This is a genomic window from Sphingopyxis sp. (assembly GCF_965279755.1).
Classification (GTDB): domain Bacteria; phylum Pseudomonadota; class Alphaproteobacteria; order Sphingomonadales; family Sphingomonadaceae; genus Sphingopyxis.
On sequence record NZ_OZ257261.1, the window covers coordinates 536,979 to 560,132 of the forward strand.

Genomic DNA, 23,154 nt, shown 5'->3' on the forward strand with positions numbered 1-23,154 from the left:
CTGATTTTCTCCTGAAATCTGTATCTTAAAGCGTCTTGAGCAGCGCTTCGATGTCGTCCATCGAAATCAGGCTGACCGTCTCGACTTCGCCCGACGCGCTGCGCTTGACCATCGGCGAGAGCACTTTGCCACCAAACTCGACGAACTGGCCGACGCCGATATCTTCCATCGACGCAACGCTTTCGCGCCAGCGGACACGGCCGGTGACCTGCTGGACGAGCAGGTCACGGATCGTCTCTGCGTCGCTGACCGGGCTGGCCGTGACGTTCGCCACAACCGGCACGAGCGGTGCAGCGGGCGGGTTGGCGCCCAAAGCTTCGGCCATCGCGTCGGCGGCAGCCTGCATCAGCGGGCAGTGGAAGGGCGCCGAGACGGGCAGAAGCACACCGCGCTTGATCCCATAATCCTTGACCAGCGCGACCGCGCGTTCGACCGCGCCCTTGTGGCCCGAGATCACGACCTGCGACGGGTCATTGTCGTTGGCGACGGTGCAGATTTCACCTTCGGCCGCGGCATCGGCAAGCTTCTGCGCGGTCTCGATATCGGCGCCGAGCAGCGCCGCCATCGCGCCGATGCCGACGGGCACCGCCGCCTGCATCGCCTGCCCGCGCGTCTTCAAAAGGCGTGCGGTGGTCGCAAGATCGAAGGCGCCCGCGGCACAGAGCGCACTATATTCGCCGAGGCTGTGCCCCGCGACATAATCGGCCTTGGCCGACAGCGTCACGCCGCCTTCCTTTTCGAGCACGCGCAGCGTTGCGATCGCGTTCGCCATGATCGCGGGCTGGGCGTTTTCGGTGAGGGTCAGCTGATCCTCGGGCCCTTCGCTCATCAGCTGGAACAGTTTCTGCCCCAGCGCGTCGTCGACTTCCTGAAATACCTCGCGCGCGACCGGCGAAGCGTCGGCGAGTGCCTTGCCCATGCCGACGGCCTGGCTGCCCTGACCCGGAAAAATAAATGCGCGCATGAAATTTCCTACTCGTCATCCCAGCGAAAGCTGGGGTCGGTTGCATTGTCACTCCAGCGATCTCAGCTTTCGCTGGGATGACGGAAGGGCAAGCGCCTATTCCTTCACCCCGCGCGATGCAAGCCGAAGGGCACGACCTTGTTCGCCGCATCGTGGCCGATGTCCGCCCGGCCGAGCCATGCGATGCCCGTCCGCGCGCACCAGTCGCGTGCGATTTCCTCAGGATCCAAGCCGAAGGGCCGGTCGTTCTCGGGCACATCGCTGACGCGGCCGAGGCGGATGCCCGCCAGCCCGCGCGGCCCCAGACAGGTCGCAACGTGGAAGAACGCGCGGTCAAAGGCATAGAGATATTCGCTGACCTCCTCGACGATCAGCACATGACCGGTGAGGTCGGGCTCGAGCGGGGTGCCGAGCAGCATCGACAGCGTCATCAGGTTGAACGCCGCGTGGCGCGCGCCATGCTCCAGCCCCTGCTCGCACGCGGCGGGATCGCGAGCGACTAGCCAGTCGAGCGCGCGCGCCACCGCAGCATCGCCCCCGTCGCGGCGGATGTCGGCGACCATCGGCCCGTGCGCGACATGATCGAAACCCTCGCGATAGAGGCAGCCGAGCAGATTGCCCTGATCCGAATAGCCGAGGAATGCCTTGCCGCGCGCGGCGGGGGTCATCGCCGCGACCGCGTCCTCGGCGATGCGGCACGCGCCATAGCCGCCGCGCGCGAACCAGACCGCCTCGATATCGGGGCGGTTCGCCATGTCGACGAGCGCGGCGAAGCGGTGCCCGTCCTCGCCGGCGAAATGGCCATGCACCGCGAAACATTGCTCGTCGAAAACCAGCTCGACCCCCGGATAGCCCAGCGCTGCGATCGCGCGCGCCGCCTCCGCATCGTCGGGCAGGATGGGGGTCGACGGCGCGACGATCCCGATACGCATGTCACTTCCCCTGCCTTGCCAAGCCTGCGGCGAGGCCATAACGCGCGGGCATGGCCGAAAACAAACCCTATTTCTTCTGCGGCATCGGCGGGTCCGGAATGCTGCCGCTCGCGATGATCGTTGCCGCGCGCGGCAGTGCGGTTTCGGGATCGGACCGGAGCCGCGACCAAGGCCGTACACCGGGGAAATTCGACTGGATCGAGCGGCAGGGTATCGCGCTTTTCGCGCAGGACGGCAGCGGCGTCGCCGCGGGCCAGACGCTCGTTGCTTCGGCAGCGGTCGAGGATAGCGTGCCGGACATCGCGGCAGCAAATGCCCTCGGCCTTGCCCGCATGACGCGCGCCGACCTCAACGCGGCGCTGTTCAACGCGGCCGGGTCAGCCATCGGCGTCGGCGGCACCAGCGGCAAATCGACCGTTACTGGCATGATCGGCTGGATTCTCGAAAGCGCGGGCCGCAGGCCGACGGTGATGAATGGTGCCGTGATGCGCAACTTCGCCAATGACCAGATGCCGTTCGCGAGCGCGCTGGTCGGCGATGCCGCGACCTATGTCAGCGAGGTCGACGAAAGCGACGGATCGATCGCGCTTTACCGGCCCGACGTCGCCGTCGTCACCAATATCAGCCTCGATCACAAGAGCCTCGCCGAACTACACCAGTTGTTCGGCGACTTCGCCGCCAAGGCGCGCGTCGCCGTGATCAATGCCGACGATGCGGAATCAGCGCCGCTGATCGGCGGTGCCAACGTCGCAAGCTTCGGCTTCGCGGAAGGTGCCGTAATACGCGGCACCGACTTCGAGCCGCTACCCGACGGGTGCCGCTTCATGGTCCACGCAGACGGCACGGCCCGTCAGGCGAGGCTCCGGATGCCCGGCCGCCACAATGCCGCCAACGCCCTCGCCGCGATCGCGGCCGCGCACGCCGCAGGCATTCCGGTCGCGCAGGCGGTCGAGGCCCTCGCCGATTTCGCGGGGCTCGCGCGCCGTTACGAGGTGCTGGGTCAGACGAACGGCGTCACCGTCATCGACGATTTCGCGCACAACCCCGACAAGGTCGCCGCGACGCTTGCCGCGGTCGCCGAGCTGCCCGGACGCGCCCTCCTCTTCTTTCAGCCGCACGGCTATGGCCCGCTTCGCCAGATGGGCAAGGAACTTGCCGCGAGCTTCGCAAGCGGAATGCGCGACGGCGACAGGCTCTATGTCAGCGATCCGGTCTATTTCGGCGGCACCGTTGATCGCAGCGCCGGCAGCGAAGCCTTGGTTGCCGATATCGTCGGGGGCGGCGCCGACGCGGTGCACCTGACCACCCGCGCCGAATGCGGCGCGGCGATGCTGGACGAAGCGAAGACCGGCGACCGCATCCTGATCCTCGGCGCGCGCGACGACACGCTTACCGAGTTCGGGCGTGAACTGCTGGAAAAGCTCGGCCGCGCTTGATTTTCGCCCGCGAATCTGTATAGGCGCGCTCATTCGGGGCGAGGCCACGTGCCATTCGCCCCGTTTGCTTTGCACCAATACGCAAAGCCGGACGACAGCCGGAGGGGTTTCGCGATTGGCGCGAAATCAGCGATCGGCCAAATTGAAGGACGCAAACCATGCCGTTTTACGAGCATGTATTTATCGCGCGTCAGGATCTGAGCCAGGCTCAGGTCGATGCGCTCGCCGAAGGCGTTACGAATATCGTGACCGAATATAAGGGTGAGGTCCACAAGACCGAAACCTGGGGCCTGAAGCAGCTCGCCTACAAGATCGCGAAGAACCGCAAGGGTCATTACGCGATGCTGTCGGTCGAAGCGCCGGGCGAAGCCGTCGCGGAAATCGAACGTCAGGCAGCGATCAACGAAGACATCATTCGCTGGATGACGATCAAGGTCGATGAACTCGAAAAGGGTCCGTCGGCAATGATGCGCAAGCAGGAACGTCGGGGCGGCCGCGGCCGTGACCGCGACGGCGAAGAATAAGGATAACGACCATGGCACGACCCTTTTTCCGCCGCCGCAAGACCTGCCCCTTCAGCGCGAAGGACGCACCGGTCATCGATTACAAGGACGTCCGCCTGCTCCAGGGTTACCTGTCGGAGCGTGGCAAGATCGTCCCGTCGCGGATCACCGCGGTGTCCACCAAGAAGCAGCGTGAGCTGGCAAAGGCGATCAAGCGCTCGCGCCACATCGGCCTGCTCCCCTACATTGTGAAGTAAGGAGGGCGGACCGATGGAAATCATCCTGCTCGAACGTATCGAGAAACTGGGCGGTATCGGCGACGTCGTCACCGTCAAGAACGGCTTTGCCCGTAACTATCTGCTCCCGAACAGCAAGGCGCTGCGCGCGAACGACGCGAACCGCAAGCTGTTCGAAGCAAACCGCAGCAAGATCGAGGCCGACAACGCCGAACGTCGTACCGACGCCGAAGGTCGCGCCAAGGATATCGACGGCAAGCAGGTCGTCCTGATCCGTCAGGCGTCGAACACCGGCCAGCTTTACGGCTCGGTTTCGGTGCGCGACATCATCGACGCACTGATCGAGGACGGCGCGACGAACATCACCAAGTCGATGGTCGAGCTGGAACGCCCGATCAAATCGCTTGGCCTGTTCGACGTCAAGGTAAAGCTGCACCCCGAGGTGGTCGTGACCGTCAGCGTCAACGTCGCCCGCTCGCCGGACGAAGCCGAGATGCAGAAGCAGGGCATCGATGTGATCGCCGCCATGTTCGAAGAAGAACAGGCTGAAGCGGTCGCCTCGGCGCTCGAGCCCGACAGCGAAGACGAATTCGACGACGTGGACGCCGCTCCGTCGGACGTCGCCGTCGAGGACGCTGCGGACGAAGGCGAAGAAGCCTAAGCTTCTTCCCCTCCTCTCGCAAGAGACAGAAAAGGGCTCTGGGACCTCGTGTTCCGGAGCCCTTTTTCTTTGGTGGCGGGGCGGAGATGGATGATGGCTTCGGGTGAAGGACGTAGCCGGCTTCGTCGTCACTCGCCGTCACCGTCTCCCGCCCGGTCGACCATATCCATGAAATCGCGCGCCGTGTTGCGCTCGCCCTCATCCTTGAACGCGACGTCGAGATCCGGCGCAACGCCGAGCATGTACATCAGCGCCCACAAGGCAAAGCGGCGGCCGGGGTTGGCTTCGAGGCCGAAGTCGACACGCATGCGTTCGGTGCCCGCAGCATGCGCCTCCGGGTGAATCGCTGCCAGGTCGGCGGTGCCGAAATAGCGGCGGAGCTGATCGTCGAAATCCATTGTGCCTTATGGCGCCAGACGGGAGGGCGCGGCAAGGCAGCCGCTATTTCTTTTTGAACAGCGATTCCGCAATGGCCTTGTGGCCGGTTGCCGCCGCTTTATGCGCCTTTATCCGTTCGATCTCGTTTTCGAGCACGGCGACCCGGTCATCCAGTTCCTCGAGCGACAAGGGGTCGAGCGATTGCCGGGTCAGCGCGGTGAGGGTGTCGTCGCGGCGGCGGGGAAGGTCGTCGTCGTCCATGATGCGTCCTTTCTCTCGCGGTCCCTGATCAAGGCGCGCAACTGTTGACCCGTGTCGCACCTCTGTCAATAAGGCGGGGCAAGGGCGTTGTGGGGACACCCGGACCAAAGTGGGGGAATTTCAGTGACTAGCCTGCCTGCGACCATGACTGCCATCACCATCCGCGAGCCCGGCGGGCCCGAGGTACTGGTGCCGGAGGTGCGGCCGGTACCGCAGCCCGGACCGGGCGAGGTGCTGATCCGGGTTGCCGCGGCGGGCGTTAACCGCCCCGATGTCCTCCAGCGCATGGGCTTCTATCCCCCGCCCCCCGGCGCGTCCGACCTGCCGGGGCTGGAGATCGCGGGCACCGTCGTCGCGGTCGGGCCGGGCGACGATCCCGAATTGCTCGGCCAGTCGGTCTGCGCGCTGGTCGCCGGCGGCGGCTATGCCGAATATTGCGTTGCGCCGGTCGGTAGCTGCCTGCCGGTGCCGGGCGGATTTTCGATGGCAGAGGCCGCGGCGCTGCCCGAAACGGTCTTCACCGTCTGGCACAATCTGTTCGAACGCGCTTATGTTCGCGAAGGGGAGACGGCGCTGATCCACGGCGGCACCAGCGGCATCGGCACGACCGCGATCGGCCTTTGCCAGCTCTTCGGGATCCGGACGATCGTCACCTGTGGCAGCGCCGACAAATGCGACGCCGCGCGCGCGCTCGGCGCCGGTCTGGCGGTCGATTATTCGAGCGAGGATTATGTCGAGGCGGTGAAGGTCTTCACCGGCGGCAAGGGAGTGGAGGTCGTGCTCGACATGGTCGGCGGCGACTATGTGCCGCGCAACCTCGAATGCCTCGCCGAGGATGGTCGCCACGTCACCATCGCCTTCCAGCGCGGCGCGAAGGTCGAGATCGACATTTCGCAGCTGATGCGCCGCCGCCTGACGATGACCGGCTCGACGCTCCGCGCGCGCAGTGCCGATTTCAAGGCGCTGCTCGCCGACGAGATCCACCGCACGCTCTGGCCGCGTCTGGCCGAGGGAGGCTGGAAGCCCGCGATGGACCAGAGCTTCCCGCTTGCCGAAGCCGCCGCCGCGCACGCGCGGATGCAGGCCGGCGCGCATGTCGGAAAGATCGTACTGACGGTGGGATAGGCGCGAAGCACGGGAGGTCATGATGAGCGAGCGACCGATCCTGCACGAATATGCGGCGAGCGCCAATTGCTACAAGATCCGGCTGACCGCCGCCCTGTTGGACCAGCCGCTTGACCGGCGCGAATATGACATCATGAAGGGAGAGACGCGGACGCCCGCTTTTCTGGAACAGGTCAACGCGAACGGGCGTATCCCGGTGCTGCAGATAGGCGACCGGTTCCTGCCCGAAAGCAACGCCGCCTGCTTCTGGCTGGCCGAGGGAACGCGGCTGGTACCGGACGACCGCTTCGACCGCGCCGACATGCTGCGCTGGATGTTCTTCGAACAATATAATCACGAACCGAATGTCGCGACCGTGCGCTTCTGGATGCGCTGGGTGGGCGAGGAGAATTTCACCGACCTGCAGCGCGCGCTGGTGCCGGTGAAGCAGGAGGCCGGGAAGGCCGCGCTCGCGCTGATGGACGAGCATCTGGCGTTGCACCAATGGTTCGCGGGGCAAAGCCTCTCGATCGCCGACATCGCGCTTTATGCCTATACGCATGTCGCCGAGGATAGCGGGCTGTTTTCGCTGGCCGACTATCCGGCGGTGCAGGCGTGGATCGCAAAGGTAGAGAGCACGCCCGGCTTTGCCCCGTTTGAGACGTAACGGAAGGTCCGGGAACGACCGTTTCCGGACCCTTCATCCGCAGCCGGCCCCTAGGGTCCTGACCCTAACCCGCCGCCTTCAATAACCCATCAGCGCGAGCACTTCCTTGCGGCTGCGCTCGTCGTCGAGAAAACATCCGAGCAGACGACTCGTCACCATTCCGACGCCCGGTGTACGGACGCCGCGCCCGGTCATGCAGCCATGCTGCGCGTCGATGACCACCGCGACGCCATGCGGATGCAAATTGTCCCAGATGCAGCGCGCAACCTCGGCCGTCAGCCTTTCCTGTACCTGCAACCGCCGCGCATAGCCGTTCAGCACGCGAGCCAGCTTCGAAATACCGACGACGCGGTCCCTTGGCATATAGGCGATCGAGGCCTTACCCGTGATCGGCGCCATATGGTGCTCGCAATGCGACTGGAACGGAATGTCCTTCAGCAGCACAAGTTCATTGTAACCGCCCACCTCTTCGAAAGTGCGCGACAGGTGGATAGCCGGATCCTCGTCATATCCCTGACAATATTCCAGCCACGCCCGCGCAACGCGACGGGGCGTGTCGACCAGACCCTCGCGCGACGGATCGTCGCCGGCCCATTCGATCAGCGTCCGGACCGCGCCCAGCACCTCTGCCGGGACGACGGGCTTGCCGTCGGGGCCCAGTTCCACCTTTGTCATCACCCTGCCTTCACTGTTGCATCGATGCCGCACATTTCGGCGTGAAAAAGACGATGCGCAACCCCGGATACGCAAGATTTTCGTGGGCCCCGGGAAGTTTACGTTGCGGAATCGGGGTTTTTCCAGCTTTGAGACTCGCCTGAATTTCTGCGGCTTTTGGCGGCAACAAGTGACTTGACGCTTTCGTCAACTCGGCGCACCTTTGGTTCATTACAGAGTTCGCCCAAGCGGACCGTAATCCGGAGATGCCGGCGTATTCCCCGACGCCGGAGGGAGAGGACGATGACCAGCACAGCTGGCAAGCGGGATTTTCGCAGGCACCTGGCCGCTTCGGCACGGCGCCCTTTGCCACGTCTGGTTACTGCCCCTCCCCTTTAAGCACAAATATGATTTGGGCGGCCCGTAAACGCGGGTTCGAAAAAGGGAGGATGTAGATGAAGTTCAAAGGACTTATCGGCACGTCGGTCGTGGCGATGGCGGTGGCGACACCAGCCTATGCGCAGGATACGGCGGGAACCGAACGCGACGCTTTCGGGGGCGAAATCGTCGTGACCGCACAGCGTCAATCGGAACGGTTGCAGGACGTGCCGATCGCCGTCAGCGCCTTTTCGTCGGAAGCGCTCGAAGCACAGCAGATCAAGACACCGTCGGATCTTCAGCTGACGCTGCCAAACGTCACCTTCACCAAGACGAACTTCACGGGCGCCAGCTTCACCATCCGCGGCATCGGCGACCTTTGCGTCGGCACGACTTGCGACAGCGCGACCGCAATCCACCTGAACGGCGACCCGCTGTTTTCGACCCGCCTGTTCGAAACCGAATTCTTCGACCTTGAACGCGTCGAAGTGCTGCGTGGTCCGCAGGGCACGCTGTTCGGCCGCAACGCGACCTCGGGCGTGGTCAACGTGATCACTGCGAAGCCCAAGCTCGGCACCTTCGAAGCTGCCGCCGAAGCCGAATATGGAAATTATGATTCCATGAAGGGCAAGGCGATGGTCAACATCCCCCTTGGCGACACCATGGCCTTCCGCATCGCGGGCATCTATCTGAACCGCGACGGCTACACGAAGAACACCTTCCTCAACACCCGCATCGACGATCGCGACCTTTATTCGGTCCGTGGTTCATTCCGCTGGGAACCGAGCCCCGACACGACGATCGACCTGCTCGCCTCCTATTTCCACGAGCGCGATCAGCGCACGCGTATCCAGAAGCAGCTGTGCCAGCGCGACCCGACCGGCATCCTCGGCTGTCTGAACAACCGCCTCGACAATTCGCCGTTCAATGCCAATGCGACCTTTACCGCGGCGCTGACATCGCGTGAATTCCTGGCAATCCGCGGCATTCCTGCGGGCTTCGCGCTCGGTAGCCTCTATGGCACCGACATCTATGCCAACACGACGATTCCCGACGACGCCCGGACGGTCAACACCGCCTATACGCCGAGCTATTTCACCAGCGAACTGACGCTGCAGGGTCAGATCGAGCATAATTTCGGCCCGATCTCGCTGCAGGTTTCCGGCCAGTATCAGAAGGTCAAGCTCGACGCGTCGCAGGACTATAACAGCAATGTCGGCAACCGGGCGCTGTACGCGACCGGCCTCGCGACCTTGCAGGCAGCAGCGAATGGGGCACTTGGCGCAGCGTTTACGCCCTATTTCGCACCGGTCGCCGCGGCGATCATCCCGAACGGACCGACCGGCCAGCTTTGCACCTCGCTGGCGGAAGAAACCGGCCAGGGCGTCTATGGCGGCAATTCGATCTGTAGCGACCAGTCGCTCCAGTTCGACCGGTCGAACCAGTATAACAGCAGCTGGTCTGCGGAAACGATCCTGACCAGCGACTTCGACGGACCGTTCAACTTCCTGCTCGGCGGTATCTATGCCGACTACAAGCTGACCGAGAACAGCTATTATGTGAACGCCTTCCCGATCGACTATCTGACCGGCGTTCTCGGCGCCTTCACCGCGGCGACCAACCCCGCCTCGGCCGGCGGCCCGCTGCCGCCGTCGTTCCTCGGCACGCCGTTCTTCCGCAACAACACCGACAGCCTGAGCATCAAGTCCTACGGCCTCTTCGGCGAAGCCTATTTCGAGTTCAATGATCGCCTGAAGCTGACCGCGGGCCTGCGCTACAACAATGACAAGAAAAGCGTGACGGCGCGTTCGACGCTGGCGAGCTTCCTTGTTCCGCACAGCCTGACCGGTGACATTTTCGCGTCGCCGTTCGTCGGATCCTTCGACGCCGATCCCGGCACGCCGGGCAATCAAATCATCCAGGCACGCAGCGTGAAGTTCAACAAGCTGACCGGCCGAGCGGTGCTCGACTTCAAGGTGACCGACGACAACCTGCTCTATGCCTCCTATTCGCGGGGCTATAAGTCGGGCGGTATCAACCCGCCGCTGCAGCCGATCTTCTCGGTGCCCGAATCGTTCAAGCCCGAACAGGTCGACGCCTTCGAAATCGGGTCGAAGAACACCTTCGGCAACGGCGCGCTGACGCTGAACCTCACGGCCTTCTACTACAAGTACAAGGACCTCCAGCTCAGCAAGATCGTCGCCCGCACCGCGGTCAACGACAATGTCAGCGCCGACATCTATGGCTTCGAAGTCGAAGGCATGGTCCGGCCCGACCCGGACTGGGTGATCAACCTCGGCTTCAGCTACCTTCACACGAAGGTGTCCGAAGACAAGTTCACCAGCAATCCGCGCGATTTCGGTGGCGGCCGTGCAGATGCCGTGATCATCAAGGATATCACGAACGCCGCGAACTGCGCCGTCGGATCGACGTCGGGCAACGCAGCGGGGGTCAACGCCTTCGTGAACGGCGTGCAGAACGTGATCAACGGCGGCTTCGTCCCCGGTGTTGCGGCAGGTGCCGGTCTGCGCCCGACGACGGCTTTCCCGTCCGACGGTGGCATCGCCTCGACGGGTGCTTTCAGCATCTGTTCGGTCATGGAAGCGGCCGCATCGGGTGCCTTCGCGGCGGCGGGTCTCAACCCCGCGAACTTCGGCGGGATCCAGTATTTCTCGGCCGGCATTCCCGTCAACATCAAGGGCAACCAGCTGCCGCAGGCTCCGAACTACAAGTTCAGCGCCGGCGTTCAGTACACCGCCCACCTCGGCGACATGACGCTCGTTCCGCGCTTCGACCTTGCCTATACCGGAGAGAGCTATGGCAGCATCTTCAACGGCAACGTCAACAAGATCAAAGGCTATGCCCAGGTCAACGCGCAGATGCAGCTGAATGGCGCCGACGACAAATGGTATGTGAAGGGGTTCATCCAGAACCTGTTCAATTCGGCCAGCGTGACCGGCCTCTACATCACCGACCAGTCGTCGGGTAACTACACCAACGTCTTCACCCTCGAACCGCGCCGCTATGGCATCGCGGCCGGCGTGAAGTTCTAAACTCCCGGCCAGCGGTCCAGAAAGGATCGCAAGCCAAAGAAAAACCCCGGCCTCTCCATCGAGAGGCCGGGGTTTCCTTTTGTCCGCAGGAACCGGGCGAAGCGGCGAACCGCCCCACCCCGTTTTCCGATCAGAACTTGAAGCGGCCGGTCACGCCATAGGTACGCGGCTGGCTGGGATAGCCCGACACGCTGCCCGCCTGGGCGACGGCGTTGAAGATGGTCGTCAGATACTGCGCGTTGGTGATGTTGCGGCCCCAGACGCCCAGTTCGAAGCCGTTGGTCAGCGCCACGGTGAACGAGGCGTTGAGCTGGTTCACTTCGCGCTTCAGATTCTGCGCGACCGTCGCGGGCAGACCCGACAGGCCGTCGACGATCTGCGTCGGGCTTTCATACTGATAGTCGATGTGCGCGATCGCCTTGGTCCCGCCCGCGAATTCATGCGTATAGGTACCCCCCATCGAGACCGACAGATCGGGGATGCCCGCGGGCTTCAGGCCCGAGAGATCGCCGAACGCCGACGCGACGAAGCTGTCATACTTGGGATCGAGGTAGGTCACCGCAAGGTTCAGGTTCAGACCCCGCACCGGACGCACCGAGCCGTCGAATTCGATGCCGAAGGTCGACTGCTTGCCCGCGTTGGCGAGCGCGAAGCCGGTTCCGGTGAAGACGTTCGACTGGAAGCCCTTGATCGACTGCTTGAACACCGCAAGGTTCAGCGCCGCGACCGACCACTGTGCCTTCAGGCCTGCTTCGTAGACCGTCGACTCTTCAGGTTCCGCAAAGCGCGTGCCCGACACGAGGTTCGGCGTGCCGAGCCCCCCCGCGATGATCGCCGGCAGATCGCTGGCAAGCGGACGGCTGTCGCGCGACAGGTTGACCGAGCTCGCCTTGAAGCCGGTCGCATAGGTCGCATAGACGTTGACCGTATCGGTCAGCTTGTACGCGAGGCGCGCGCTGTAGCTGAAGTCGCCGTCGTTGGTCTTGCCGGGTTCGACGCTGTTCGGAACGTCCAGGAACGGCGGCAGGAACTGGAACGGCTTCAGGCCGCTCAGCGGGTTCGCGCTGCTGCCGTTCGGCAGGGTCAGCGTCGGATTGGCCGCAAGGAAGGTCGCCGTCGCGGGATCGACGCCACCGCCGATCAACAGCGCGCGACGGAACGGCGCATAGGCCGCTGCATCGAGGTTGATGCCCGAGAAGACATCGGTGCTGTTGACGTCAGCCGTGAAGCTTTTCTTGTCCTTCGTATAGTTGCCGCCGAGCGTCAGCGTGAGGCGATCGGTGACTTCGAAGTCCAGCGTGCCGAAGATCGACCATGCGGTGTTCTTCATGCCATAATATTCGTCCATACCGTCGCCGGCGCGGAAGAAGGTGCCGGCATATTTGGCAGGGTTGCCCTCGAGCGCGCCGAGCGTGCCTTCGAGCAGCGGGACGCTGAGCGCGCCGCCGCTGGCGGCCTGGATCAGCGCGTTGCCATAGGCGCGGAAGTCGTCGCCGAAATAGATCTGGCTATGCTGCTTGATCTTTTCGTTGAAGTAGTAGCCACCGACGAGGAAGTTGATCGGGCCGTCGAAATCCGACGTCAGGCGCAGTTCCTGCGTGAAGGTGTTGATCGCGGTATCGTCCGACTTCTGTCCGATCAGGTCGGCGCTGGTGAAGTCCGAATCCTGGTTGGTGTTGGCACGAACCCGGCGATAGGCGGTGATCGAGGTCAGCGCCATGCTGCCGAGATCATAGTCGATCTGGCCCGAACCGCCGTAATTCTTGATCAGGTTCGACGACAGGAAATTGTTGTAGACGCGATACGAGAAGGGATTGTTCGCATCGACGCTGGGGCCGCCGGCGAGCGCATTGGTGATCGCGACGGTCGGGCCGGCGATGACGTTGCCGGCAATGCAGCAATTCTCGTCGATCTTGTCATAGTCGCCGATCAGGCGGATCGACAGCGCGTCGGTCGGCTCGATGAGCAACTGGCCGCGAACGCCCCAGCGGTTGCGATCATTGACGTCGGTGCCGAGGTTGATGTCCTTTGCATAACCGTCGCGGCGGTTGAAATTGCCGCCGAGCGAGAAAGCGATCTTGTCGCTGATCGGGCCGGTGATGTCGGCCTTGAGGACAATGGCGTCATAATTGCCATAGCTCGCCTCGACCGAACCGCCGAATTCATACTGCGGCTTCTGCGTGACGATGCTGATGACGCCCGCCGACGCGTTCTTGCCGAACAGGGTCGACTGCGGGCCGCGCAGCACTTCGATGCGCTCGACGTTCGGAAGGTCGCCGATCTGGGCGGCCGAACGCGAACGATAGACGCCGTCGATGAAGACGCCGACCGAGGGTTCGATGCCGGGGTTGTTGGCGCCGTTGCCGAAACCGCGGATGATGAAGTTGGTGTTCGCGCTCGACTGGAGCTGCGATACGCGGAGGCTGGGCACCGCCGACTGTAGGTCGATAAGATCGCGGATCTGGGCATTCTGCAGATCCGCGGCCGAGGTCACCGAGACCGCGATCGGCGTGTCCTGCAGCGTCTGCGAACGCTTCGACGCGGTGACGATGATGTCGTTGCCATAATCGGTGACGTCATTGGTCGCAGCCGGCGCCGCGGCATCGTCGGCGGGGGCGGCGTCCTGGGCAAAAGCAATAGCGGGGGTGGTTGCGGCGCACAGCATGGTGGCGCCCAACAAGATGTTGCGCAAAGTCATGGTCTCTCTCTCCAAACCACCGAAGCGCGACCCATCGGGCCTAAGGAGGGAGATGCTCCGGCGGTAACGGCGGGCTGTATCGTGCAGCGCCGCCGCGTCAACGCGTGCGGCGCTGAAGCGCCGATTTTCCGTCAGTTAGTGGCCAAAAAGCAACAGTTTACGCTACGGCGCAGCGAAATATCTCAACCAGGATTGCCCTCGGGAAGCTTCAGGCCCAGCGTCGCAGCGTTCGCCACGGCCTCCTCTCGGCTTGTCGCGCGCAGCTTTCGCATCACATTTTTGAGGTGCCACTTCACCGTTTCGGGCGCGAGCTGGAGCGTGCGGGCGATCTCCTTGTTCGACTCTCCGGCGTGGAGAGCGCTCAATATCTCGATCTCACGTTCGGTCAGGAACGAGAAGGCTTCGCCCGGTGCCGCGCTATAGGGCCCCTCGAGCGCCGGGTCGCGGCGCGACGGATCGGCGAGCTTCAATAGCGCGAGAAACGATCCCGAGGCATAGGCCTCGCTGCAGAAATTCTGCACCGCGCGGACGCCGGTCACGTCGAGCACGTCGACGATCGTCCGGCGAAACCCGACGCTGGCGGCGTGATTGAGGAAGCGCACGGTTTCGAGTTCGACCATCTTGTCGCAGCGGCCGCTGAGCTGGGGCAGGATATTGAACAACGCCGCCGACGCCCGCAGTTCGGCATCGTCGGCGTTGGACGCGAGGCGCAGCAGCCGTTCGGCAACCAGCGTCAGGCGCGGCCGATCGCCGCTCGCAATCGCTTCATAAGCACGCATTTCGGCGATCAGCGCGAAAGCACGCGCCGACGCAGAAAGCGGATCGCGCAGAGCGGCCTCTTCGTCGCCCGTCGCCACGACGGCCTCTGCATCGATCGTCGGCGGCAGGCGCAGGCGCACGCGTTCGACGACGCACATCGCTTTCAGCGGTGTCCAGTCGCGCGCGAAGGCCATCCGTTCGGCGCGATCGATCAGCGAGGCCGCATCGTCGACACGGCCGTCGGCGGCGGCAATGCGGATACCGATCTGGAATGCCTGGACGATCGCATCCTGAAAGCAACTCGGTTCGAGCGCGGCGAGCGCGGACGAAACAAGGCGCGCGGCCCCCGCAAGATCGTCGCGTTCATACCGGCAGCGTGCCAGCCCCGCATCGACCAGCGCACCGGCCAATCCGTGCGGCGCCAGCATCTGGCGTCCCTCGCGCAGGACGCGTTCGGCCTCGACGAGCTGTCCCTGCGCACGCGCGGAGGCGGCTTTGGCTCGCGTCGCCAGCGCCTGCGGAATATCGCAGCCGGTCGCCGGCTCGCGCAGCCCGAGCGGGCGGACCACGTCGTGCACCAACCCGAACAGCCCGCGCCGCTGCGCGCCGCTCGCCAACGCGGCGCGCACCATGTCGGCCGCAAAGTCCGAAAGCCCGTCGGACGAGGCGAGGAGCCGGTCCGCTTCCTCGACCGCGCTATCCGGTCTGTCGTGGGTATAGACGGCGTGAAGCAGCGCGGCGGCGCGTGCTTCGGTTTCTTCCCCCTCGGCCTTCAGCAGCGCGATCGCCGCATCGGCATTGCGCCCCGCAAGCATCACGGCCAGCCACGCCGACGCGCGAACCAGCGCGCGATCGGCGGCGACGGCGGCGACCGGCAACGCGTCGATCCAGCCGGCAAAACGATCGAGCTCTCCTTGCCCGAGCAAGGCGAGCGCATGACCGGCAGTCAGACGCGCTGCATCGGCGAGCGCGCCTGCCGCCAGAAACTGGTCGATCGCATCGGCGACCAGTCCCTGCGCTTCATAATAGCGCGCCGTCACCCGGTGGAGTTCGGCCGCACGCTGCGGCTCGCTTTCATCCAGACGCTGACGGAACATCGCCCTGACGGCCGGATGGACATGGCACCAGCCACCCCCGTCATCCGCCCGATCGACGAACGATCCGCGTGACTGAAGGTCGTTGAGGGTCTCGACTCCAGGGTCGCCCTCGCCCAGCAGCCGGACCAACTCTTCATTCAGCTGCGGCGCCACGCTGCCATGCATCAGAAACTGTCGCGTCTCCGGGTTCGCGCCGTCGAACAGCGGGGCAAGGTAACGATCGATCTGCGCCACCAGCGCAGTCGGATCGCCGCGCGCGGCCCTGTCGAGGCGCGGCACGCCCATTCGCAGACCCGCCGGCCAGCCACCCAGCAACGCGTTGAGTTTTGCGTGAGCATCCGGGCCCGACGCCAGACCGGCCGTGCGCAGGAAGTCCCCCACCTCGTCATCGGTGAGCCCGATCTCTGCCGGCCCGAGCCGCAAGACCATTCCCCGCCCTTGGGCCTCCGCCAGACGAGCCGCTGGCTGTGCGCGGCCCGTAAGGAGCAGGCGAAGCTCGGCAGGCGGATGCCGCAGCAGGCGGTCGAACACCTCGATCGCGCGCGGATCGGTAAGCCGGTCGATGTCATCGAGGACAAGCAGCATCGGGCGATCCTCCGCCTCGATCCGTTCGGCAAGCGCGGCAGCGAGGATCGCGCCCGACGCGGGCACCGCCGACAATGCCGTGATGCTGTCTTCCACGGGCGCGCCGCGGGCGATCCGGACGGCCTCGAAGAGATGCCCGATCGCGGCGGGTTCATTGTCTTCGGGATCGAAGGACACCCATCCGGCCCCCCACCCGCTGGAACGCGCGTGCGCGAACAGCGTCGCCGCAAAGGCGGTCTTTCCATAACCGGCGGGGGCATTGACGAGGCAGATCTCGTGCCGCGCGATCGCGTCGAGCGATGTCTGCCAACGCGCGACCGCGACCAGATCGGACGGGAAGCGCGGCGGCGCGAATTTTCCGCGAGCACTTCTTCGCGGCTCACCCGCTTCGTGAAGCGGCGCCTTCGCAATCCTCGATCCCTGCTGGATGGTCATTAGCCTGCCCTCCATTTGTGACGCCAAGGCTATCGCCTTGATCGCGCGGGAGCAAGCGATCGCGCCCTACCCCCCCATCGCTCCCCCCGCCGCTTCGTCTGTCGCAGGGGCTGCCGCCGCCATAGCCTGATCCCCGACGAAGACCTCTCGCACAGAAGGGGTCGAACGACGGGAGAGATGGCGTGACCAAAAAGGCTTTTCTGGCAACCTGCCTGTCCACCACCATGCTGATCGGCTGGAGCGCCCCCGCGCTGGCGCAGGAAGCGCCGCCCGCCGACGAAGCCGGCAGCGGCAGCGGGATCGCCGAAATCGTCGTCACTGCGCAGAAACGCGAGCAGCGACTGCAGGATGTTCCGGCCGCGGTCTCGGCGATCGGCGGCGATCAGCTCGCGTCGCGCGGCATCAACGAAACGTCCGACCTGATGGGCGCGATTCCGAGCCTGCAGATCTCGACCCCCTATGGCAAAACCCAGCCGAACTTCTCGCTGCGCGGCATCTCGGTCGCCAATGAATTCTCGGCATCGACCGCGTCGCCCGTCGGCGTCTATGTCGACGAAGTTTATCAGAGCTTCCGCGCCAGCCACGGCGGGCAGCTCTATGACATCGACCGGGTCGAGGTGCTGCGCGGGCCGCAGGGCACGCTCTATGGCCGCAACACCACCGGCGGCGCGATCAGCTTCTTCACCAAAAAGCCGAAGCTGGCGGGCGACGAGGGCTATTTCACCCTCGGTTACGCCAATTACGACACCAAGACGGTCGAGGGCGGCTTCGAAAAGACACTGATCCCCGACGTCCTCGGCATCCGCATCGCAGGCACGGTCGCGAAGGGCGACGGCTGGCAATACAACCCCGCGCAGGATCGCCATGTCGCCACCACCGATTCGATTGCCGGCCGCATTTCGCTGCGCTGGAAACCGACCGACACGCTCGACATCAATCTGAAAGCCTATGCGGCAAAGGACGATCCGTGGACGGCCAACGCCTATTCGATCGGCCAGTTCGCGAACGGCGAGGACATCGTCGGCTATTCGCGCTTCAATCCTGCCCAGAACGGCGGCCGCGCGCTGGGCAAGAACGAGGTGTCCGCCGATCAGGGCGGCAAATCGCTCTCGTCGTCCAAGGGTATCGCGCTCAATATCGCACTGGAACTCAATGACTATTTCACGCTGACCTCGATCACCGGTTATGACACGGGCAAATACAGCATCTCGCCCAACGACTGCGACGGCTCGCCGCTGGACGTCTGCTCGATCCGCTTCAACAGCAACAGCCGCAACTTCAATCAGGATCTGCGGCTGAACTATTCCGACGACAATATCGATTTCGTCGGCGGCCTCTATTACGGCAAGGACACGATCAAGACCCGGAACGAGCCCGACTTCTTCGGCGCCCTGCGGCCGATGCTGCTGGGGCTGGGTGTCCCGGGCGGCTATAATAACACCGCGATCGGAACCCCCGACTCCATCCGCGTGCTGCCGGCCTTCGCGCTCGATCCAACATTGACCCCGACCTCGCCCGGCTTCTGCGCGCCCGTCGTCGTCAATCCGAACGGCTTCTTCGATGCGCGGACGCTCGTCGCGTACCAGACCGACGCCGCGATCAACAACACCGGCAATTTCCCGGCGGGCGGCGCATATTATCAGGGATGTCTGGCCGCCGGCGCGGGGCCGTTCGGCCCGATCCTGGGCGAGCAGAAATTCGACGTCCGCCGCCCGTCGAAGGCGATCTATGGCGACCTCACGTGGAAGGCCACCGACCAGCTCACCGTGGCCGTCGGCCTCCGCTACACGATGGACAAGGTCCAGTTCCGGAACGGCAGCACCTTCATCTACGCCCTCGACGGCACCACGCCGGCGGTCAACCTGATCCCCTACGCCTTCCCCTATGACCCCAACCTGCCCACGATGAATCTGGGCGAGAAGGCGAACCGCCTGACCGGCCGCGCCAACGTCAGCTACAAATTCACCGACGATATCATGGGCTATATTCAGTACAGCCGCGGCTATCGCAGCGGCAGCTACAACGGCCTCGCCTATCAGGGCGTGAACCAGGTCTATTATATCAAGCCCGAAAAGGTGAACGCCTATGAAGGCGGGCTGAAGACGCAGTTCCTCGACCGCCGCGTCCAGCTCAACCTCGCCGGCTTCTATTACGACTATTCGAACCAGCAGACGACGCAGGTCGTCGGCGCGACCACCTTTACCCGCAGCGCCAACGGCCGCGTCTGGGGCGGCGAGGCCGAACTGACCGTGGCGCCGGTCGACGGCGTGCAGCTCAACGCCTCGTTCGGCTATCTCAACAGCAAATATAAGGGCAATGTCGTCGACCCCAACGACCCGGCGACGCAGTTCACCCGCAACGTCAACGGCAACCCCTTCCCCAACGCGCCGAAGGTCACCTTCAACGCAGGGTTCGACTGGGACATCTTCGACAAGGGCGACAGCAAGCTGACCTTGCGCGGCGACGCCAATTATATGGGCAAATATTATTTCGATGCCTTTGGCGACTATGGCCTCGACCCGTGCGACACCCCCGGCGCGCCGGGGGCCGTGCGCCCCGCCGGGGTTGCCTTCACCTGCGGCAATCCGGGCTATTGGCTCTTCAACAGCCGCCTGACCTACAAGGCGAACGACAATCTGTCGGTCAGCGCGTGGGTCAAGAATCTGACCAACAAATATTACTACACCTACGGGCTGAACATCGACGTCTTCGGGCTCGATTATCTGAACCGCGGCACGCCGCGCACTTACGGGGTCGAGGCGACGTTCAGCTTCTGACCTGTGGAGCGGGGATCGGCGGGCGTCCTCCCTTGCCCGTCGACCCCGGTTTTGTCCGATCTATCGAGGAGCATCGACGATGCGTTTCACCGGAAAGAGCGTCCTGATCACCGGCGCGGCGCGCGGCATCGGCCTGGCGGCCGCGCAGGAATTTGCCCGTGAGGGGGCGTCGGTGACGATCACCGACATCGACGCCGACGAGGCCGAGGCCGCCGCCGCAGCTATCCGCGCCGAAGGATTCAAAGCCGAGGCGCGGCAACAGGATGTCGCCGACGAGGCGGGTTGGGCGGCACTGGTGGGCGACATCGTCGCCCGCGAGGGCAAGCTCGACATTCTCGTCAACAACGCCGGCATGGGCTTTCTGAAATCGGTGGTCGATACAGGTCTCGCCGAATGGCAGCGGCTGATGGCGGTCAATCTGGAAAGCGTCTTCCTGGGCGTGCGCGCCGGGATTGCGGCCATGAAGGACAAGGGCGGCGTCATCATCAACGTCGCGTCGATCGCCGCGAACGTCGCCGAGCCGCTGTTCCCCGCCTACAACGCCAGCAAGGCCGGGGTCGCGATGCTGACAAAGGCGGTCGCCGTCGATTGCGCGCGCAAGGGCTGGCCGGTGCGGATCAATTCGCTGCACCCCGGCTATTGCGAGACCAAGCTCGTCGCCGATGCGGTCGGCGCGCTCGGTGATGAAGCCGCCGGTTTTGCCGCCGCGACCGCCGCCGCGATTCCGCTCGGCCGGATGGCGACGACGCGCGAAATCGCGCGCCCGCTGCTGTTCCTCGCCAGCGACGACGCCGCCTACATGTGCGGCAGCGAGCTGATCGTCGACGGTGGCTACACCGCGATCTGACCAACGACATCATGCAAAAAGGGATTGGGCTATCATGAGCAAGAAACCGGTCATCGTCTATGGGGCCTCGGGCTACACCGGCCGCCTCGTCTGCGAATATCTGCGCGAACTGGGCGTCCCCTTCATCGCCGCCGGACGCGACGCAAAGCGGGTGCAGGAGGTCATGGACAAGGTCCCCGGCATCGAGACCGCCGACTATGAAGTCGCCGAGGTCGAGCATAGCGTCGAGGCGCTGACCAAGCTGTTCAAGGGCGCCAGCGTCGTGTGCAACATGGTCGGCCCGTTCATCAAATATGGCCCCGAGACCGTCGAGGCGTGCCTGGCCGCCGGCTGCCACTATCTCGACACGACCGGCGAGCAGGACTGGATGCTGCTGGCACAGGAAAAATGGGGAGATGGCTTCGCGAAGAAGGGTCTGCTGCTCTCGCCGTGCGTCGCGCATATGTATACGACGGGCGAGATCGCGGCGAACATCGCGCTCGAGACGATGCCCGGTCTCGACACGCTCGACATGCTCGTGCTGTGGAAGGGGTTCCCGACCTATGCCTCGGTCCAGACGATCTTCACGATCCTGAAGGCGGACTGGTATTATCTTGAGAATAATCAATATGCTCAATGGCCAACTCTGACGACCACCGAATGCAATGTTCCCGGCCAGCACGCGACCGCGCTGACGCTACCCTGGGGCGGCACTTCGCACCCGTTGTGGTTCAAGAATGATCCGCGCGTATCGACGGTCAAGGTCTATGGCGGCGTCTTCGCGCGCGAGGTCATGGACAATGTCGTCGAGATGACGAAGATGATCGACACCGACATCAAGCCGCTGCCTTTCAAGGAACAGGAAGAAGCCCTCGCGAAGATGGCCGAGTCGGTTCAGGGCGACATGCCGCCGCGCGAAAATCCGCGGCTCAACACCAGCATCGATTCGGTTCATGCCTCGGGCCCGCTCGGCCGCGCGCATGTTCTGATCCACGGCAATTGCAACTATAAGCAGACCGGGCTGATGCAGGCCTGGGCCGCCGCGAACCTGCTGCAACAGCCGCCGCGCCGCACCGGCTTCGCCTCCGCTTGTCAGGCATTCGGGCACCGCGAGATCCTGGGCACGCTCCGCCAGTTCGGACTGGTGCTGAAACCGATCGTTACGGTTCACGACTGATGCGGCTGGTCGACTGGCTCGACAAGGGGGCGTCGCTGGGCGCCGAAGCGCCCTGCCTTACCATGAATGGCCAGAGCCTGTCCTATGCCGAGGTTCAGGCGCTGACGCACCGCGTCGCGCGCGGCCTCGACGCGTCGGGCATCCTCCCCGGCCAGCATGTCGCGATCCTGTCGGGCAACGACCCCACCGCCTTCGCCTGCGTCTTCGCCATCTCGCGCGCCGCCGCCGTTTGGTGCCCAGTCAACCCGCGCAACGAGGCGGCCGAGAACGCCTATGTCCTCGACAATTTCGACTGCGCGGCACTGCTGTTCCATTCCAAATTTGCGGGACTGGTCGACGAACTGCGCCAGCAGCTGCCAAAGCTCGAGCTGCTTGTCTGCCTCGACGCCGAACAGCCGTTTGCGCCGTCGCTCGATCAGTGGCTGGCGGGTGTTGCCGGCGAAACCCCCTTCACGGCAGCACCCGTCAGCGACCTTGCGATGATCCCGGGGACCGGGGGGACGACGGGGCATCCGAAGGGCGTGATGCTGACGAACCGCAATCTCGAGGCCATGACCGCGCTCACCTTGATGGGCTATCCGTTCGAGGGGCGCCCGGTCTATCTCGCGATGGCGCCGCTGACGCACGCGGCGGGCGTCCTCGCCTTTCCGATCATGGCGCATGGCGGCGAGGTGGTGATCATGCCCTATCCCGACATCGGCGAGTTCCTGACGCTCGCATCGCAGCACCGGGCGACGCACACCTTCCTGCCCCCGACCCTGATCTACATGCTGCTCGACCATCCCGCGCTTGCCGCGACCGATCTCTCGGCGATGCTGTGCTTCTGGTACGGCGCGGCGCCGATCTCGCCCACACGGCTGGAGGAGGCAATCGGCAAGCTCGGCCCGGTGATGGCGCAGCTCTTCGGCCAGACCGAGGCGCCGATGATGATCTCGATGATGGCGCCGAAGGACCATCTGAACCCTGACGGTTCGATCGCGCGGCACAGGCTGTCGTCGGCGGGCAAGCCGGGGCCGCTCGTCCGCGTCGCGATCGTCGATGCTCACGGCCGGGAACTGGCCCAAGGCGAGCGCGGCGAGATCGTCGTGCGCGGGTCGCTCGTCATGGACGGCTATTACAAGAACCCCGCCGCGACCGCCGAGGCCTCATTGAACGGCTGGCACCGCACCGGCGATATCGGCTATCTCGACGCCGACAATTTCCTGTTCATCGTCGACCGCGCCAAGGACATGATCATCACCGGCGGCTTCAACGTCTATTCGGCCGAGGTCGAGGCGGCGCTGCTGTCGCATCCGGCGGTGCAGGATGGCGCGGTGTTCGGCCTGCCCGACGACAAATGGGGCGAACGCGTCTGCGCGGTGGTCCAGCTTCGCGCCGGACAGAGTGCCGACCCCGATGCCATCATCGCGCACGTCAAGGCCGCGATCGGCAGCGTCAAGGCGCCCAAGGAGCTGGAAATCTGGGATGATCTGCCCCGATCGAAGGTCGGCAAGGTGCTGAAGAAAGATATCAGGGCGAGCAGGCTTTCGGGCTAAAACTCGGCGACGCGGGCCGCTAACGAAGCCTTTCTTCA

18 protein-coding genes are annotated in these 23,154 nt (G+C 64.4%); 11 read left to right on the forward strand and 7 right to left on the reverse strand.

Annotation, left to right across the window (positions count from 1 at the left end; translation table 11 throughout):
* Positions 1–25: 25 nt before the first annotated feature.
* Positions 26–964, reverse strand: a complete 939-nt coding sequence (gene fabD, locus ACQY80_RS02550) for an ACP S-malonyltransferase (protein ID WP_428683340.1) — start codon at positions 962–964, stop codon at positions 26–28.
* A 104-nt stretch (positions 965–1,068) separates the two neighbouring features.
* Entirely contained in the window at positions 1,069–1,896 is an 828-nt protein-coding gene (locus ACQY80_RS02555) for an LD-carboxypeptidase (protein WP_428683342.1), read from the reverse strand.
* A 50-nt stretch (positions 1,897–1,946) separates the two neighbouring features.
* On the opposite strand from ACQY80_RS02555, the gene ACQY80_RS02560 reads away from it, so the two are divergent.
* The 4 genes from ACQY80_RS02560 (at position 1,947) to rplI (ending at position 4,732) form a co-directional block, all read left to right on the forward strand.
* A complete protein-coding gene (locus ACQY80_RS02560; RefSeq protein WP_428683344.1) occupies positions 1,947–3,332 on the forward strand; it encodes a Mur ligase family protein in 1,386 nt (461 codons plus the stop codon).
* A gap of 158 nt (positions 3,333–3,490) precedes the next feature.
* Positions 3,491–3,856: a 30S ribosomal protein S6 gene (rpsF, locus tag ACQY80_RS02565; protein WP_428683346.1), complete on the forward strand. Its 366-nt coding sequence runs from the start codon at positions 3,491–3,493 to the stop codon at positions 3,854–3,856.
* Positions 3,857–3,867: 11 nt separating this feature from the next.
* Entirely contained in the window at positions 3,868–4,092 is a 225-nt protein-coding gene (gene rpsR / locus ACQY80_RS02570; protein ID WP_037554562.1) for a 30S ribosomal protein S18, read from the forward strand.
* 13 nt (positions 4,093–4,105) lie between these two features.
* Positions 4,106–4,732 (forward strand): 50S ribosomal protein L9, encoded by a 627-nt coding sequence (gene rplI, locus ACQY80_RS02575; RefSeq protein WP_428683349.1) that lies wholly within the window; start codon positions 4,106–4,108, stop codon positions 4,730–4,732.
* 128 nt (positions 4,733–4,860) lie between these two features.
* Here rplI and ACQY80_RS02580 read toward each other — a convergent pair whose 3' ends face one another.
* Positions 4,861–5,130: a hypothetical protein gene (locus ACQY80_RS02580; RefSeq protein ID WP_428683351.1), complete on the reverse strand. Its 270-nt coding sequence runs from the start codon at positions 5,128–5,130 to the stop codon at positions 4,861–4,863.
* A 43-nt stretch (positions 5,131–5,173) separates the two neighbouring features.
* A complete protein-coding gene (locus tag ACQY80_RS02585) occupies positions 5,174–5,371 on the reverse strand; it encodes a DUF1192 domain-containing protein (RefSeq protein ID WP_428683353.1) in 198 nt (65 codons plus the stop codon).
* Between the two features lie 144 nt (positions 5,372–5,515).
* On the opposite strand from ACQY80_RS02585, the gene ACQY80_RS02590 reads away from it, so the two are divergent.
* Together ACQY80_RS02590 and ACQY80_RS02595 are read left to right on the forward strand one after the other, a co-directional pair.
* Positions 5,516–6,496 (forward strand): NAD(P)H-quinone oxidoreductase, encoded by a 981-nt coding sequence (locus ACQY80_RS02590; RefSeq protein WP_428683355.1) that lies wholly within the window; start codon positions 5,516–5,518, stop codon positions 6,494–6,496.
* A 22-nt stretch (positions 6,497–6,518) separates the two neighbouring features.
* Positions 6,519–7,142 (forward strand): glutathione S-transferase family protein, encoded by a 624-nt coding sequence (locus tag ACQY80_RS02595; protein ID WP_428683357.1) that lies wholly within the window; start codon positions 6,519–6,521, stop codon positions 7,140–7,142.
* A 78-nt stretch (positions 7,143–7,220) separates the two neighbouring features.
* Here the strand turns inward: ACQY80_RS02595 and folE are convergent, their stop codons facing one another.
* The gene (folE, locus tag ACQY80_RS02600; RefSeq protein WP_428683359.1) at positions 7,221–7,817 is read right to left on the reverse strand and encodes a GTP cyclohydrolase I FolE; all 597 of its coding nucleotides are present in this window, start codon (positions 7,815–7,817) and stop codon (positions 7,221–7,223) included.
* Positions 7,818–8,251: 434 nt separating this feature from the next.
* Here folE and ACQY80_RS02605 point away from each other — a divergent pair, with 434 nt between their 5' ends.
* Positions 8,252–11,227, forward strand: coding sequence for a TonB-dependent receptor (locus tag ACQY80_RS02605; protein ID WP_428683361.1), 2,976 nt, complete (start codon positions 8,252–8,254; stop codon positions 11,225–11,227).
* Between the two features lie 130 nt (positions 11,228–11,357).
* Here the strand turns inward: ACQY80_RS02605 and ACQY80_RS02610 are convergent, their stop codons facing one another.
* Positions 11,358–13,925 (reverse strand): TonB-dependent receptor, encoded by a 2,568-nt coding sequence (locus tag ACQY80_RS02610; RefSeq protein WP_428683363.1) that lies wholly within the window; start codon positions 13,923–13,925, stop codon positions 11,358–11,360.
* A 182-nt stretch (positions 13,926–14,107) separates the two neighbouring features.
* Positions 14,108–16,801, reverse strand: coding sequence for a LuxR C-terminal-related transcriptional regulator (locus tag ACQY80_RS02615; RefSeq protein ID WP_428683365.1), 2,694 nt, complete (start codon positions 16,799–16,801; stop codon positions 14,108–14,110).
* Between the two features lie 182 nt (positions 16,802–16,983).
* On the opposite strand from ACQY80_RS02615, the gene ACQY80_RS02620 reads away from it, so the two are divergent.
* The 4 genes from ACQY80_RS02620 (at position 16,984) to ACQY80_RS02635 (ending at position 23,116) form a co-directional block, all read left to right on the forward strand.
* On the forward strand, positions 16,984–19,578 hold the full coding sequence (locus tag ACQY80_RS02620) for a TonB-dependent receptor (RefSeq protein WP_428683367.1): 2,595 nt from the start codon (positions 16,984–16,986) through the stop codon (positions 19,576–19,578).
* A 79-nt stretch (positions 19,579–19,657) separates the two neighbouring features.
* Positions 19,658–20,425, forward strand: a complete 768-nt coding sequence (locus ACQY80_RS02625; protein WP_428683369.1) for a glucose 1-dehydrogenase — start codon at positions 19,658–19,660, stop codon at positions 20,423–20,425.
* 34 nt (positions 20,426–20,459) lie between these two features.
* Positions 20,460–21,581: a DUF5938 domain-containing protein gene (locus ACQY80_RS02630; RefSeq protein ID WP_428683371.1), complete on the forward strand. Its 1,122-nt coding sequence runs from the start codon at positions 20,460–20,462 to the stop codon at positions 21,579–21,581.
* A complete protein-coding gene (locus ACQY80_RS02635; RefSeq protein WP_428683373.1) occupies positions 21,581–23,116 on the forward strand; it encodes an AMP-binding protein in 1,536 nt (511 codons plus the stop codon). The genes ACQY80_RS02630 and ACQY80_RS02635 overlap by 1 nt, the downstream gene beginning before the upstream one ends.
* Positions 23,117–23,154 lie beyond the last annotated feature (38 nt).

Bases quoted from the DNA above. Each gene is read 5' to 3' on its own strand.
- ACQY80_RS02635 (WP_428683373.1), top strand. From the start codon at position 21,581: ATGCGGCTGGTCGACTGGCTCGACAAGGGGGCGTCGCTGGGCGCCGAA.
- ACQY80_RS02595 (WP_428683357.1), top strand. From the start codon at position 6,519: ATGAGCGAGCGACCGATCCTGCACGAATATGCGGCGAGCGCCAATTGC.
- ACQY80_RS02615 (WP_428683365.1), bottom strand. From the start codon at position 16,801: ATGACCATCCAGCAGGGATCGAGGATTGCGAAGGCGCCGCTTCACGAA.
- ACQY80_RS02630 (WP_428683371.1), top strand. From the start codon at position 20,460: ATGAGCAAGAAACCGGTCATCGTCTATGGGGCCTCGGGCTACACCGGC.
- ACQY80_RS02560 (WP_428683344.1), top strand. From the start codon at position 1,947: ATGGCCGAAAACAAACCCTATTTCTTCTGCGGCATCGGCGGGTCCGGA.
- ACQY80_RS02610 (WP_428683363.1), bottom strand. From the start codon at position 13,925: ATGACTTTGCGCAACATCTTGTTGGGCGCCACCATGCTGTGCGCCGCA.
- ACQY80_RS02585 (WP_428683353.1), bottom strand. From the start codon at position 5,371: ATGGACGACGACGACCTTCCCCGCCGCCGCGACGACACCCTCACCGCG.
- ACQY80_RS02605 (WP_428683361.1), top strand. From the start codon at position 8,252: ATGAAGTTCAAAGGACTTATCGGCACGTCGGTCGTGGCGATGGCGGTG.
- ACQY80_RS02625 (WP_428683369.1), top strand. From the start codon at position 19,658: ATGCGTTTCACCGGAAAGAGCGTCCTGATCACCGGCGCGGCGCGCGGC.
- rpsR (WP_037554562.1), top strand. From the start codon at position 3,868: ATGGCACGACCCTTTTTCCGCCGCCGCAAGACCTGCCCCTTCAGCGCG.
- ACQY80_RS02580 (WP_428683351.1), bottom strand. From the start codon at position 5,130: ATGGATTTCGACGATCAGCTCCGCCGCTATTTCGGCACCGCCGACCTG.
- fabD (WP_428683340.1), bottom strand. From the start codon at position 964: ATGCGCGCATTTATTTTTCCGGGTCAGGGCAGCCAGGCCGTCGGCATG.
- rpsF (WP_428683346.1), top strand. From the start codon at position 3,491: ATGCCGTTTTACGAGCATGTATTTATCGCGCGTCAGGATCTGAGCCAG.
- ACQY80_RS02590 (WP_428683355.1), top strand. From the start codon at position 5,516: ATGACTGCCATCACCATCCGCGAGCCCGGCGGGCCCGAGGTACTGGTG.
- ACQY80_RS02555 (WP_428683342.1), bottom strand. From the start codon at position 1,896: ATGCGTATCGGGATCGTCGCGCCGTCGACCCCCATCCTGCCCGACGAT.
- rplI (WP_428683349.1), top strand. From the start codon at position 4,106: ATGGAAATCATCCTGCTCGAACGTATCGAGAAACTGGGCGGTATCGGC.
- folE (WP_428683359.1), bottom strand. From the start codon at position 7,817: ATGACAAAGGTGGAACTGGGCCCCGACGGCAAGCCCGTCGTCCCGGCA.